The organism is Cronobacter sp. JZ38, assembly GCF_008932145.1.
Taxonomy (GTDB): domain Bacteria; phylum Pseudomonadota; class Gammaproteobacteria; order Enterobacterales; family Enterobacteriaceae; genus Cronobacter; species Cronobacter muytjensii.
The window spans coordinates 462488-476830 of sequence record NZ_CP017662.1 but is presented as its reverse complement, the minus strand read 5'-3'; the positions used below and the strand labels follow the sequence as shown (position 1 = coordinate 476830).

8 protein-coding genes are annotated in these 14343 nt (G+C 61.1%); all 8 read right to left on the bottom strand.

All coding sequences use genetic code 11. The annotated features are described in order from the left end of the window. Positions 1–49 precede the first annotated feature (49 nt). Complete coding sequence (locus BJP61_RS02170) at positions 50–1336, bottom strand: dicarboxylate/amino acid:cation symporter (RefSeq protein WP_075193329.1); 1287 nt, start codon at positions 1334–1336, stop codon at positions 50–52. Positions 1337–1516: 180 nt separating this feature from the next. Then, positions 1517–3460 (bottom strand): sensor domain-containing phosphodiesterase, encoded by a 1944-nt coding sequence (locus BJP61_RS02165; protein WP_220393056.1) that lies wholly within the window; start codon positions 3458–3460, stop codon positions 1517–1519. Positions 3461–3583: 123 nt separating this feature from the next. Next, positions 3584–7087 (bottom strand): cellulose synthase complex outer membrane protein BcsC, encoded by a 3504-nt coding sequence (gene bcsC / locus BJP61_RS02160; protein WP_171997766.1) that lies wholly within the window; start codon positions 7085–7087, stop codon positions 3584–3586. Continuing rightward, complete coding sequence (gene bcsZ, locus BJP61_RS02155) at positions 7069–8184, bottom strand: cellulose synthase complex periplasmic endoglucanase BcsZ (protein WP_038866835.1); 1116 nt, start codon at positions 8182–8184, stop codon at positions 7069–7071. The genes bcsC and bcsZ overlap by 19 nt, the downstream gene beginning before the upstream one ends. 6 nt (positions 8185–8190) lie before the next feature. Further along, positions 8191–10623: a cellulose biosynthesis cyclic di-GMP-binding regulatory protein BcsB gene (gene bcsB, locus BJP61_RS02150; RefSeq protein ID WP_171997765.1), complete on the bottom strand. Its 2433-nt coding sequence runs from the start codon at positions 10621–10623 to the stop codon at positions 8191–8193. Positions 10624–10635: 12 nt separating this feature from the next. Then, on the bottom strand, positions 10636–13254 hold the full coding sequence (bcsA, locus tag BJP61_RS02145) for a UDP-forming cellulose synthase catalytic subunit (RefSeq protein WP_075193333.1): 2619 nt from the start codon (positions 13252–13254) through the stop codon (positions 10636–10638). Further along, positions 13251–13985: a cellulose biosynthesis protein BcsQ gene (gene bcsQ, locus BJP61_RS02140; RefSeq protein WP_171997764.1), complete on the bottom strand. Its 735-nt coding sequence runs from the start codon at positions 13983–13985 to the stop codon at positions 13251–13253. Before bcsQ ends, bcsA begins: the two co-directional genes overlap by 4 nt. After that, positions 13982–14188, bottom strand: coding sequence for a cellulose biosynthesis protein BcsR (gene bcsR / locus BJP61_RS02135; protein WP_038866831.1), 207 nt, complete (start codon positions 14186–14188; stop codon positions 13982–13984). Before bcsR ends, bcsQ begins: the two co-directional genes overlap by 4 nt. Positions 14189–14343 lie beyond the last annotated feature (155 nt).

Sequence of the window (14343 nt, the reverse complement as noted above, 5' to 3'; positions counted from 1 at the left end):
GCGCAGGCACCCGCCGCCAGAGCAAGCAGCGGCGGGTTAAAGAGTGTGATCAGGAGGAGATTTGCTGCGTTTTGGAGCCAGAATGCTTGTTATTGAGCGTTTCGCGCAGCTGGTTTTCATCAAGCTCTTTCACCCACTTCGCCACTACCACTGTCGCCACGCCGTTGCCCACCAGGTTGGTTAATGCGCGCGCTTCAGACATAAATCGGTCGATGCCGAGGATCAGCGCGAGCCCTGCCACCGGCAGATGACCGACCGCCGAAATAGTGGCCGCCAGCACGATAAATCCGCTGCCCGTCACACCCGCCGCGCCTTTCGAGGAGAGCAGCAGCACCACCAGCAGGGTTATCTGATGGAAAATATCCATATGGCTGTTGGTCGCCTGAGCGATAAATACCGCCGCCATCGTCAGATAAATCGACGTGCCGTCGAGGTTAAACGAGTAACCGGTCGGGATAACCAGCCCCACCACCGATTTACGGCAACCGAGCTTTTCCATTTTATCGAGCATACGCGGCAGCGCGGATTCCGACGACGACGTGCCGAGCACGATCAGCAACTCTTCTTTGATATAGCGAATGAACTTGAAGATATTAAAGCCGGTGGCCCGCGCGATGCTGCCCAGCACGACAACCACGAACAGAATACAGGTGATGTAGAAGCAGATGATGAGCTGGCCGAGCTGCACCAGCGTGCCGACGCCATATTTACCGATAGTAAATGCCATGGCGCCGAATGCGCCGACAGGCGCCAGACGCATGATCATATTGATGATGCCGAAAATCACCTGCGAAAAGCTTTCGATCACGTTGAAAATCAGCTGGCCGTTGCGGCCCAGACGGTGCAGCGCGAAGCCGAACAGCACGGCGAACAGCAGCACCTGGAGAATATTGCCGCTGGCGAATGCGCCGATAACGCTTGAGGGGATGACATCCATCAGAAAGGCGATGACGCCCTGCTGCTGCGCCTGCTCGGCATAAACTGCGACGGCTTTAGCGTCGAGCGTTGCGGGGTCGACATTCATCCCGGCGCCCGGCTGTACCAGGTTGACGATAACCAGGCCGATAATCAGCGCCACGGTACTGACAATTTCAAAATAGAGTAGCGCGACCGCGCCCGTGCGCCCCACCGCCTTCATGCTTTCCATACCCGCGATGCCGGTCACGACGGTACAGAAAATCACCGGCGCGATAATCATTTTAATCAGCTTCACGAAGGCGTCGCCCAGCGGTTTCATCTGCGCGCCCAGCTCCGGGTAGAAGTGACCGAGCAATATCCCGATCGCTATCGCGGTCAATACCTGAAAATAGAGGCTTTTGAAGATAGAGAGTTTCATAGGGGTGTCCTTGAAGGTAATAACCACAGGAATTGTGTGTGAAAATCCCGCCTGTAGCGCTAAAAGTAACACCCGTAAAACATGTCAGATATATCGAAGCATCATTTTGGAAACATAAATGTTAAATTTTATGAGCTGAAACGCGTCAGCCTGAACGGTTTTACACCCTTTGCAGCGGTTTTAGGGTTTTGACAGCCAGGCGTCTTCAAATGCCGCCGGCGTTGCCGCTTTGCCAAACAGAAAGCCCTGGCCCACCGTTACGCCCGCGCTCAGGAGCCAGTCGCGCTGCGCCTCGTTCTGTATGCCTTCCGCCACCAGATCGAGGTTAAGGTTTTTCGCCATATTGATGATTGCCGATACCACGCTGTCATCATCCGGCAGATTATCAATAAAGCTTTTGTCGATTTTCAGGCTGTCGACCGGCAGCGCTTTCATCTGCTGTAGCTGACTTAAGCTCGCATATCCCATGCCGAAATCATCAAGCGCGATGCGCACGCCCGCCTCACGCAACGGGCGCAGCATGGCGATGGCCGCGCCGGTATCGGTGATGCGCTGGCTTTCCGTCATCTCAAGCGTCAGCGTGCCAGGCGCAATGGCGTAACGTGCCAGCCGTTGCAGCATGGTCTGCACCAGATCGCGGTTTAACAGTTGCAGCGACGACACATTCACCGACAGCGGCAGCATGATGCCGTGCGCCTGCCAGCGCGCCAGCAGCTGACACGCCTCTTCCAGCACCCAGTCGCCGACGGTGACGATAAGCCCGCTTGATTCAATATTCTCAATAAGCCCGGCGGGCAGCGTCCAGTCGCCGTCCGGCTGGCGTTCGCGCAGCAGCGCCTCCGCGCCGACAATCTCGCCGGTGCGCATATCCACCTGTGGCTGTAGCCAGACCGCGTACTGGCGGCGCGACAGCGCGTTTTGCATGGCGTGTTCCTGCGCGTTCGCTGATTTTTCGCCGAAAAACGCCACCTGATTCACGCCTTTGCGCCGCGCGTCGAGCGCTGCGGATACCGCACTTTGATAGAGCGTCGAGGCATTCTGGCGGCCATCAAACATCGCCACGCCGATGCTGGCTGCGGCGGCGTGAACAGCGGAATGCGGCTCCAGCGGCTCGTGAAGCGCGGCCAGCAGCTGTTGCGTCAGCGTGACCGCGTGCTCCGGCGTCTTCACGCCGTGGGCGATAATCGCGAAATCGTCCTGGCTAATTTGCGCCAGCACCATGCGCGGCGTCAGTACCGAGCGCAGCTTTTCCACGCGCGCCAACGCCAGCGCCCCGGCTTCACGCAGCGGCTCGCAGGCCACATACAGCAGCGCCGTCGCGCCGCCGCTCGCTACGGCTTGTTCCAGCAGCGCCATCAGCAGCGCCCGGTTCGGCAGGCCTGTTTGCGCAAAACGCGTGGCGCTGGAGCGCGCCTCGTCAAACTGACGCGCCAGCGCCTGCTGGTTGCGGTTGTAGCTGCGCACCAGCATGCCGATTTCGTCATCCTGATGCAGGCGCGGAATGGTGAGCTGATGATGCGCCAGCTCATGCGCGTCAAGCTCATTCAGCGTACGGGTGATATCCCGCAGCGGGTGGAGGATCAACCGGTTAATGCACCAGGTGATTGCCACAGAGAGGATCAGCGCCAGCAGCAGGAACGTCGTCAGCAGCGTCGAAATAGCGTTGATAATGAAGCGATACATGCGCCAGGAGTCGGCCTGAAGCACCAGATACGCCAGCGGCTGCGGGTTGGCGGGCCGCTCCAGCGAATAGAGCGGCAGGGTTATCTGCACCGGCAGCTCGAAAACGCGCGCCAGCGTCACCGGAATGGGCCGTTCGGGCGTAAAGCGCATGCGCAACGCCTGGAACTGATTGGGCAACACCACGTCAGCGCGGCTTATCACGCCAGCGGGTTTGATGTCGCGAAGGATAGACTCCGCTTCCGGAATGTTAGCCTTCAGGATCGCGGCGGAGAGCGGCTGGCGCACTGAGCGGGCGATGCTCTCCATCTGCATGGCGGTGTGGTAACGGTGCGATTGCACAAAATGAAACAGCAAAACGACGCTGAAAATAAAAAGAAAAAAGACGGAAACGGCCGAAACCATCGCCATCTGTTTAATCGTTAGGGAACGACTGACTCGCAACTTGATTCTCCACTGATGCCACTGCCCGCATGATAATCACTCATAATTATCATTGCGGGCGGAAGTATACTGCATTGTTGTGGAATTTAACCGCGCGGCCGGGCCGAACGGGCATTATTCTCGTTACCTGTCGGCGTATGGCGTCAGCGTCCGCGGCGGCATATCCATGTCTCCCTGCCAGCCAGCCTGCGAGTAGCGGATAAACAGCGAGAAATTGCTCGGCGTGTAATCCTTCGCCTGCTGAATGTTCACCGCCGCGCCGACCGACCAGTTTGCGGTGATGCGCCGTTCAACCAGCGCGTTGGCCGTATACCCCCAGCCAGCGCTGCTGTCGCCCTCTTCCTGCGCATCTTTATCGGCGTAACGGTTCAACGCCGGATTAGCCGGGTTGATGACCGGCGTCGGGATCAGGCCCGACAGCGGGTAACGGCGCTGGTCTTTGGTGCGCGTATGCGACCATGAACCTGAAGCGCCAAGCTCCCAGGACCAGTTTTCGGTTCGCATTCGCCACGCCACCGGCACCGCGAACGAGACGTACTCCTGCGGGCTGTAGTAACCGCCCTGGCCTAAAGAGTAACCGCTCAAATCTTTCTCATAGTGCCACACCATGTTGTTGAGCCCAATGGTGAGGCGCTGATTATTTTCGTTAATCAGCTTGTAGTAATAGCCGCTCATCCAGCGGACACGCCAGTTATCAGCGACGTTTTTACCGGTGAGCTGATCGGCGTTGAGGCTGGCCCAGACGCCATGCGCCTCGCCGCGATCGTAGCTGATGCTCGCCCCGCCGCCCGTCGCGCGCACGCCGCCCCAGGTGGTGCCGGTGTTAGACGGCGCGTCACGCTGTCCGCCGAAAGCCAGCATGGAGCTGGAAATCGGTCGGCGATGGGCGTTAACGGTATAGCCAATCGGGCCGAGATCGCTGCTGTAGCTGACGCCGCCCACCACATCGACCACGTTAAACCCGATTGGCGTGGTGCCGAGATCCACATCCCAGGTCTCATTCTGCCAGCCTGCCGCCACGCTCACGCCGGAGGCGCGCTGTTTCGCGTTGCCGGAGCAAGGCGTTTCGGCGCAGGTGCCCCAGGTTTCGCTGTAGCTGTCACCGCTGAAGCTGCCCGGATTCATATTCACCGCGTCGGTGCGCAGGAACATCCGCCCGTCGCGCAGCGGCGCGTCCACCTGCAACATAGTGGTGTTCGCTTTCAGATCCGAATACCCCGGCGTACCGCTGGAGCCCCAGTAGTCATGCTGGAGCGTCACGTTTAAATCCTGCTGACGATACAACTCCGCCGCATCGCCGCGCACGCTGCGCTTCAGCCAGTCATCGCTGGCGTCGTTGCGGGTGAGACGCGTGAAGGCGTCGTTATCGGCAGGTCGCGTCGGGGTGATGCCCGAGGCCACCATCGCGTCGCGATACGTCTGTAACGCCTGCTGCGGCTGACCGTTCTGGCGCTGGAAGCGCGCGGCATCACGCAGCACCAGCGCGGTTTCCTGCGACGGCGGCTGCGTTCTGGCGGTAGCGGCAAGCACGGCGAAAGCCTGTTGCGCGCGCTGCGTGTCGCCAAGCGCCGCCTGAGCGTTGGCGAGGCGTCGCAGCGTGCCAGGCGAGCGCGGTTCGCCGTTTGCAGCAGGCGTCGCCAGCGCGGCGAGCTGTTCGCGCGCGGCCGCATTATCGCCTTCGGCAATCAGCGTTTCGGCAAGCCCGAGCCGCGCCTCTTCGCTGCCCGGCGTGCGCGTCAGCACCGTCTGGTATTGCGCGCGCGCCGCCGCGTTATCGCCGCGCTGCTGCGCCCAGTCGGCGAGCGTTAAATCGATACGGTCAGAGGCGGGCTGCTGGCGCAACAGCGCAATGGCCTGCGCCTCCTGACCGCTGTCACGCAGACGATTAGCGGTCGCCATGAGTTCATTGGTTTGCAACCGCTGCGCCAGTTCGAGAATATTCGGCGTCCATTTATCGCGCGGCAGCGTGTTGAGATGCGTGAGCGCGGCGCGCTCGCGATCGCTGCCGGAAAGATAGAGTCCGTATGCGTAGACCTGCTCAGGGTCGGTCGGCCTGCGCTGGGCCAGTTGCCCAAGCAGAATATCGGCATCGCGGCGTTGTCCGGCGGCGGCCAGATCGCTTGCCAGCCGGTAGGTTATCCAGACGCTTTCCGGGTCGAGCGCCAGCCGCTGGCGCTGTAGCGCGGCGGCCTCAGCGAAACGCCCCTGGCTTTCCAGCGCGCTGGCCTGCTGTTCAAGGCGATCGTTGGCGAGGCTGCGCTCAATATCTTCAATGCTTTGCCGCTGGCTGGCCGAGAGCGTGGCAATAAAGGCATCTGCCCGCTCTGGCGACTGGCGGCGGTAAAGATTCGCCAGTCCGCGTACCGCGTTGCTGTTGGCGTTATCCATGCGCAGCGCCTTCTGGTAATAGCGCTCGGCCTGCGCATCGTCTTTGCGCGCCACCGCTACGTCGCCCAGCCCCAGCACCGCGTAACTGTCGGTATTGTCCACCGTTGCGGCCTGCTGATATTTCTGCTGCGCCTGCGCCAGATTATTGGCTTTCAGCGCCGCGTCGCCTTGCTCTATCAACAGCCAGTAGCGGTTGACCTGCAACAGGCTCTGCCAGCGGCCGCTGTTGGGGCTGTTCGGGTCCTGTTTCAGCGCCTGCTCCAGCAGCGGCACAGCGCGCGCGCGGTTGCCCTGTTGGGAATAGGCCTGCGCGAGCGCGCCCAGCGCCTCGCTGTCGTTCGGGTTCGCGGTGACCGCGCGGCTCAGATCCGCCACCGCGCTGGCGCCCTGTCCCTCTTCCACTTTGGCGATGCCCTGCATTCTGGCGCGATAGGCCGGGTCGGCGAGCTTGCTTTGCTGCTCCGCCAGCAGCCCTTTGGCTTTATCCGCCGTTTCACCGCTGCTGAATACCTGTAAGAAGCGCTCCAGCGCGGCGACGCTGGCATCGCTCGTGGGCATGCCCTGAATCTGCTGATACCAGAGATCCGCCGCCGTTTCGCGTCCGCCGCCCGATTTCGCCATCTGCTCCAGAATGCTAAAGCCTTCCTGCTGGCGGTTGGCGGAAAAGAGCTGTAGCGCAAGTTGGGTACGCAGCTGATCGTTGCCCGGCGCGCGGGCGTTCAGCGCCTGCATCTGGCGGATCGCCTCGTCGCGACGCGCCGGGTCTTTCGCCACCAGCGTCCAGTATTCGACGGCCAGATCGCCGTCCGGCGGCGCGCCGTTAAACAGTTTTTGATACGCCGCGAGCGCCTCCTGGGTATGCCCGGTGGTGCCGAGCAGACGTGCCTGTTGTAACTGTTGACGCCCCTCCGGCGAGGCCAGCGCCAGGGTGATGCGCGCCTGTTGATATGCCGACGATTGCGGCGCGAGTTTGCCCAGTCGCGCAAACTGCTGCTGCGCGCCTGTGTTATCGCCCTGACGCAGCAGATAACGCATCCGCGCCGCGATCACGTCCGGGTCGTCCGGGCTTATCAGCTCCAGCCGGTAGAGTGACTGGCGCACCAGATCGTCACGTTTGGCGGATTCGCCAAGGCGCACCTGTTCGAGCAACTGCTGCCTGGCGTCCGGCTGCGCCTGCGCCTGCCCTGAGAGGGCGACGCCGAGCGTCAGCGCGGTGATACTTAACGCGAACTTGTGCATGACTCTCCCCAGGCGGGTTGTAGCTCACCGTCTACGGTGAAGCGAAAACGGTGTTGATCCCATCCCTGGCCGAACAGGGTTAATACGTAGCTGTAATAGGCGTCCTGCTGCGGGTAGTTATCGACCACGCGCTGACGCTGCAACGCCTGGGTATCGCGGTTTTGCAGGAACGGCAGCAGCGCGGCGGAAAAGCCCACCGGCCCGTTGCCCTGGGTTTTACCGTCAATGACGCGCGCTTTTTCCGGCGGCAGGCCCGCTTTCTGCGTCGCGGTTTCCATTGCGCTGAGCCGTTTGAGCAGCGGCGCCTGCTGTTCATCCGCCGGGTTCATCATGCCGACCCACAGGTAAACACGGATAGCATCGTAACTGCTGATAAGCGGCTTTTGCGGCTTCGCGGGCTTGAGCAGCCAGCCGTTGTCGGCCTCATAACTCACCCAGTCAGGCGAAAAGCCTTCGGGGGCGGTTTCCAGCAGCAGACGCAGGTTGGTCTCCCGGAGCGTCGTCCAGGGCTTGCCGTAACGGGTGAAATAGCGGGCCAGTTGCGGCGGCAGATAACTCGGGTTAAAGCGCCAGAGCGTCGGCTCGGCGAAGCTGACTTTGCCCGGCAGCAGCATGTCGCCAAGCTTCGGCACGGTCACGACTTCTTCTTTGGCGATACGGTCGAGAAGCGCTTTGCCGGTGTCGGTGTAGCGCGGCTCTTTCCACAGACGCCCCGCCTCCAGCAAACTCCAGGCTATCCATAAATCGGCGTCCGAGGCGGAGTTGGTATCGAGCGTCGTCCATTCGTCCGGCCCTTTCATGCCCCACAGCCAGGCCGGCAGCGTATTTTTGAGCGAGCCTTCGGCGAGGTTGTTTTCGGTCCAGAGCAGAATTTTGTCGAACGCCTCGCGGTCGTTGGCCGCCAGCGCGAAGAACAGCGCGTAGCTCTGCCCTTCAGACGTCGTGATTTTGCGCGGATCGCTGGGGTCAATCACGCGCCCTTCTTCGCTGATATAGCCGCCTTTGAAGCGATCCCAGTCGGGCCAGCTACAGGCGGCATGGGCTGAAACCGTCGCCAGCAACACGCCCGCCGCCAGCCATCTGCAAAGATTTTTCATAACACGTTACCCATGATTACCCGGATCAAGACGACGGCGGCTCAGGATACGCAGCAGACGCCACAACACCCAGGCCAGCAACACCACGCTGATGGCCGCGAAAATGGCCAGCAGGATCGGGTGGTTCGACAGCGCGTACCAGATGCGTTCAAACCACGGCAGGTGGCCGACGTAATAGACATCGCCCACGCGCAGGCTGTTAACACCCGATTCACGCACAATAACGACCGAGCCGTACATCGCGGCGCGTTTGCCGCTGTCGTTGAGCGCGTCGTTCAGCAGTTCATAACCACGCGGGCTGTCGGCCAGCAGCGCCACGACGCTGCGCTGATCATGGTACGGCGACTGGAAGCCCACGACCGCCGCCATCGGCCCGGAAGAGCGCACTTCAGTCTGCGTCAGCGGCTGGCGGTCGCGGGCGTCGGTATCGGCGAGCGTCACGTCGCGCGACGGGGTTTTTACCCAGCTTTCGGTGGCCTGCACCAGCATATCGACGTGTTTTTCATCTTTCAGCGATGCCGGCAGCGTGCCGATCACCAGAATGTCAGCGTCTTTATTCTGCATCTGGCTGCCATCGTCGGTGATAGTCAGGTTAATGGCCGGGAAACCGGTCTGCGCGCCGATAGTGCCCGCCGTGTCCAGCAGCGTGGTGAGTTGCGCCGGGTTCGGCTGTTTGGGCATCACGATAATCGTATCGGCGAGATCCGCCATCCGGCTGAACGGGAAACCGGAATTCGCAAAGGAGCGCAGATCCGGCATCGCGATAAAGTGGTGATAGCTTGAGAAATCGAGCGTCGAGTCGTCGCCTATCACCACACGGTTAGGCACCGTCTGGAAAGTGACGCAGTTTTCCAGCGTGCCGCCCGGCAGCGGGTTGGTGTATTCAAAATCAAAGCGCAGCTGGTTGGCCGCGCCGAGGCGCAGCGTCGGCAGCGTCACTTCGCTCTTGCCGTCCAGTAACCCCTGCAGCAGCGGCAGGCGCAGTAGCAGACGGTTGGTATCGTCTTTCGGCAGCAGGTTGAAGGATTGCAGGAACTGATTGTTCAGGCTGATATCCATCCGCGAGTTATCACGCGTGGCGGGCGCCGAATAGCGGTAGCTCAGGCGCATATCAATGCCGTTGCTGCGCAGCATGTAGAGATCTGGTGGCAGGTTGAGCGTCAGGTTAATCGGGTTCGGCTCAAGGCCGGTTGCCTGCAACTGCTCTTCATAGCTTTTCAGCTCGCCGAAGGTGACCGGACGGTCGGTGCGCACCCAGTTCGGCGCGTCGTAAGGCTGACGCGCCAGCAGCGGTTTCACCTCGCCCACTTCGACGCTGTCGCCGCGGAACAGCAGGCTGCCCTGCGCGATGCCTTTGGCGGCCTGCAACAGGTCTTTGTCATCGCGGCCCTGAATCACCAGCAGCTTCACCCACGGATTTTGCGGGTGGCTCATCATGCGCACCATCGGGCCTTTAGCGGGCGGCAGGTCGCGCAGGAAATCAGGACGTTTGTCGTTAGTGGCGAACACCACGGCGTGACGCGTCGGAAGCTCGTTATACAGCACCGGGAAACGCTGGCCGCGCCAGCCGGAGCGGGAGCCAAACCAGGAGGAGACAATGCTTGCCGCCTGCTGGGTGACGAGATCCGGCGAGGCGGCGAACACCATCGGCAGCTCCAGCGGACGGTTGTCACGTGAATCAAAGAACGGCACCGGGAAGTGCGACAGGTCATTTTGCAGTTGCAGCGTCTGGAACGTCAGGTTCAGCGCGCTGTTGCGCCCGATATCCATCCACAGCGTATTGCTGGCCTGGTTTTCACACACGTCGCGGTAGTGGCCGACAAACTCCAGACGCACGCGGTTGAAATCGCTGACGTAAAGCGGGTCGATAGGGACCTGGGCGGTGGTTTTCTTGCCGAGCTGCTCTTTGGTGACCGGCAGCACGTCCATCAATTCATCGTTCAGATAGACCTTAAGCTGCGACTGCACCGGCACCAGCGACGGCGACGGGGTGTAGGTCAGGTTCAGCGTGGCTTTCGAAATCACTTCGTCGCTGCGCATCCCGAACTCAACAAAGCCGTTCGGGCTGGTGCCTTTGAGGACCATGCTGCCCGGCGGCGGCGCGATGCTCGCGAAACTCAGCGTGACGTCGCGCGCGGGCGCGCCGTCCTGCACCACCGGCGCTCCGGCACCCTGCACGCCCGGCATGACCTGCCCGAGCACCGCGCCTTCCGTCGCGGGCGCAGGCTCGGTGCCCGCGGCAGGCGGCGTGGCGGGCGTTAACGCCTCGGTACGCGCAGGCGTCGCGGTCATAACGCCTTCGGTTGCCAGGGCGACCACCGGCACCGTCGGCGCCGCGGTCGCGTTCGGATCGTTTGTGGCTTCAGGCGCACCGTACGCTGCAGGCAACAGGCTCATTCCTACCGCCACAGCGCACATCAAGGAGAGTTTTCTTTTCATCGCGTATTTTCATCATTGTTGAGCCATAACCGGGAGCGCACGCTCCCCCAACGACGTCCGCTCCGGACGACGGGGGATAAACGACACTATCCAGGAAACCAGCGTGGTAAGGGTGCGAAAGACAATTTTTAATGACGCTGGCGCGAACTCCGCCAGGTGTCGATAGCCCCGGAAGCCGAGCTTGAGGATATCGAGCATGCTTTCCAGCGGTTTGTCTTCCGGAAAGCTGTCCTGCCAGAGCGCCCAGGTATCGGCGCGCGCAAAGGTGCACTGGACGAAATCGATATGCTGGCGGGTGGTCAGGCCGTCGAGATTCAGGCCCACTTCATCGCCAAAGACGCGCACGACTTTCGCCGGGAAGACGTACTCCTGCGCGCCGCGGTTCATCAGCAGGTTCACTTTCTGGCCCTGCAGGAGCTGCGCGCCGCCGTGGACTTTGATGCCGAGGCCACCGTCAGAGTAGTCCTGCACCGTACAAGAGAACAGATGGCCATCTTCGCGGGCGATTGCCGCTGGCATCACCATCTCCACGCGATGAGAGCGTCGCACCTGTTTGCTCTCCACTGACACCGCCACCGCGCCGCCGAGAATAATCAGGTTATAGAAGACCCAGACGATACTGACTACCACGGTGAGCATTTCATTCGCCGGGCCGTAGAAGTAGCGCCAGATGCCGACCAGGATGCCGAACAGGTTAATCAGCACCAGCATCAGATACGGGCGCGAAATCACCCAGTCGACATACTCTTCTTCCACCAGGCCGCCTTTGGCGGTGACGTTGAACTTCCCTTTGTGCGGGTTGAAGAGCGCCACCATCGTGGGCCGCGTAATATACCAGGCGAGTACCGTTTCGTAGATTTCACTCCAGAACGAGTGGCGGTATTTGCCCTGGATTTTGGAGTTGGTGAGGCTCGCGTGCGCCATATGCGGCAGTACGAACAGCGCTATCATCAGCGCCGGGGCGTAGATGATGTAAGCATGCAGCAGCAGGAACGCCAGCGGCGCGGTCAGGAAGATAAGCCGCGGCACGCCAGAGAGAAAGTGCAGCATCGCGTTGACGTAGCACAGACGCTGCCCAAGCTTCAGCCCTTTGCCGAACAGCGGATTGTCGAGACGGAAAATCTGCACCATGCCGCGCGCCCAGCGGATACGCTGGCCGATATGCGCCGAGAGGCTTTCCGTCGCAAGCCCCGCCGCCTGCGGAATACGCATGTAGGCGGAGGTATAGCCGCGCCGGTGCAGGCGCAGCGAGGTATGGGCGTCTTCGGTCACCGTTTCGACCGCGATGCCCCCGATCTCATCAAGCGGGCCACGGCGGATCACGGCGCAGGAGCCGCAGAAAAAGGTCGCATCCCACATGTCGTTGCCGTCCTGCACCAGGCCGTAGAACAGCGTCCCTTCATTCGGCGTTTTACGAAAACGCCCGAGATTGCGCTCGAACGGGTCCGGTGAGAAGAAGTGGTGCGGCGTCTGCATCATCGCGAGCTTTTTGTCTTTCAGGAACCAGCCGAGCGTCATTTGCAGGAACGAGCGCGTCGGCACGTGGTCGCAGTCGAAAATCGAGACAAAATCGCCCTTCGCAAGCTTCAGCGCGTTGTTGATGTTACCCGCTTTGGCGTGCTCATGCGTCGTGCGGGCGACATACTGCACGCCTACCGATTCAGCAAAGCGACGAAACTCTTCGCGGCCGCCGTCGTCGAGGATCCAGATAGTCAGCTTATCTTTCGGCCAGTCGATGCCGAGCGAGGCGTAAATCGTGTTCTTCACCACGTGCAGATCTTCGTTATAGGTCGGCACGAAAATATCGACCGACGGCCACTCTTTAAGATCTTTCGGCAGCGGCACCGGCTGGCGGTTGAGCGGCCAGATAACCTGGAAGTAGCCGAGCACCAGCACCACCCACGCGTAAGTTTCCGCCACCAGCAGCACCAGCCCGCACACCAGGCTTACCGGATCGTTCCAGTTCAGCGTGGAGGTGTAACGCCACCAGATATAGCGGCAGGAGACGGTAAGCGACAACACAATCAGCATCAGCGCCGAGAAACGGCCCGGCAGACGGCGCACCAGCATCGCCACGCCCCAGAGCAGCATCAGGAAAATAAACTGCGACAGCGGGTTAAACGGCTGCGTCACACAGAGAATGGCCAGCACCAGCGAGAAAAAGATAACCACACCCAGCACGACGCGCCGCAGGCGCTCGTTGATATGGCCCAGCTCTTTCTCCTCGTTAAGATGGTGGGTCTCATCGCTAAAACGCTGCGGGAGCGTTTCCAGCCAGAGGTTAAAACGCTCGCGCCAGAGTTGAAGCTTCGAGACCGCCCGCCAGCGCGGCGCGGCCACGGCACGCCAGGGCTGGAGCGTCAGCAGCCACAGCCCTTGTAACAGATAACGCACGATATCCAGCGGACGCGGACGGTCGGGGTTGATATGGGGAAACAGCAGCCCGTGCCGGACGCGGATCGCCTGCCAGTGCGGATTTTCCAGCGGCAGCAGCAGCCAGGCGAGCGTCAGCCACATGCAGCCCAGCGCCGCGCTGAAAGGCGGCGCGCCGTTGCGGCGGTAAGTGAGATAACGCTCGCGCAGCCGCGCGCGGGCTGGCGGCGCGAGCAGCAGGGCGGAGATGCTTATCATGCCCTTTCTCTCCCGTAATGCAGCAGACACCAGTTCGCCAGCGTGACTATCTCTTCCGCCACCAGCGAATCCGGGCGGTATTCGCCCACCGGCTGTTTAGCGGCGAAGCTCTCCATCATCGCCTCGTCGCGGTGAATCGCGACCGGCACCAGATTACGCTGCGTCTGCAGCCAGAGCTGCCAGATGTCGTTCTGCACCTGGCTTGAAATCAACCGAAAGTTTGCCAGCAGATCGCCGCCCTTGGGCAGCGCCTGCTGATGCAGGCGCGCGTGGCAGTTGGCGTCAGGCTGGACCACGCAGAGCGTGCGGTCGGCGACCTGCAACAGACTGCGGGTGACAGCGTCGAAACCGCACGGCAGATCGAGCAATATCCAGCGCCAGTGGCCGCTCGCCTTGAGATGCTGAAGGTGGTTGGCGAAAACGCCGAGCGACGCCGTCAGCGCGCCGCTGTTTTCCCATTCCGCCTGACGCAGCGAGCCATACGGCAGTACATCCAGCCCCGGCGCGTAACGCCAGGCGGTGGACTGCCAGGCTTTGCCGTCCAGCAGCGCGCGCGCCCAGCCGTCGGTGTGGTCGAAATCGATATTAAACGCGAGGCGCAGCAGGTTGTCCGGCGAGGCGTCAATCACCAGCACCGATTCGCCGAGCTGATGCAGCGCCCACCCGAGCGCCGCCGTTAAAGAGGTAGTGCCCACGCCGCCCCGCACGCCCTGTAATGCCAGAACGGTCATCCTTCTTGCGCTCCTGAATCACGACGCGCTAATTCCGCCAGCAGCGGCCAGCGCGCAATCGCCGTCGCGAGTTGTTCACGTTGAGAAATGTCGGTGTAGTCGAAATCTGGAAGTGAAAACACCCTGCTGAGTGCTTCGAAATCGTTCTGAAAGGTGTAGCCATGATCGGGCTGGCGTGCGGCCTTAGCGTCATTCTCAGGCATATATTCTGTTTTTCCTTAGAGCAATATCACTAAAGCCAGCAAACGATAACAAAGAATCTGCGCAGTCCCGGTTTGCATGCTAATGATCATGTTCTTTAATTTCAATGTTAGGTTTATTTCCTGGCTTTCGCTAGTAAACTGACAGTCATACTCTT

Excerpts from the sequence above, each read along its gene's own strand:
- bcsB (WP_171997765.1), bottom strand. The coding sequence starts at position 10,623 with ATGAAAAGAAAACTCTCCTTGATGTGCGCTGTGGCGGTAGGAATGAGC.
- bcsA (WP_075193333.1), bottom strand. The coding sequence starts at position 13,254 with ATGATAAGCATCTCCGCCCTGCTGCTCGCGCCGCCAGCCCGCGCGCGG.
- bcsR (WP_038866831.1), bottom strand. The coding sequence starts at position 14,188 with ATGCCTGAGAATGACGCTAAGGCCGCACGCCAGCCCGATCATGGCTAC.
- bcsZ (WP_038866835.1), bottom strand. The coding sequence starts at position 8,184 with ATGAAAAATCTTTGCAGATGGCTGGCGGCGGGCGTGTTGCTGGCGACG.
- bcsC (WP_171997766.1), bottom strand. The coding sequence starts at position 7,087 with ATGCACAAGTTCGCGTTAAGTATCACCGCGCTGACGCTCGGCGTCGCC.
- bcsQ (WP_171997764.1), bottom strand. The coding sequence starts at position 13,985 with ATGACCGTTCTGGCATTACAGGGCGTGCGGGGCGGCGTGGGCACTACC.
- BJP61_RS02170 (WP_075193329.1), bottom strand. The coding sequence starts at position 1,336 with ATGAAACTCTCTATCTTCAAAAGCCTCTATTTTCAGGTATTGACCGCG.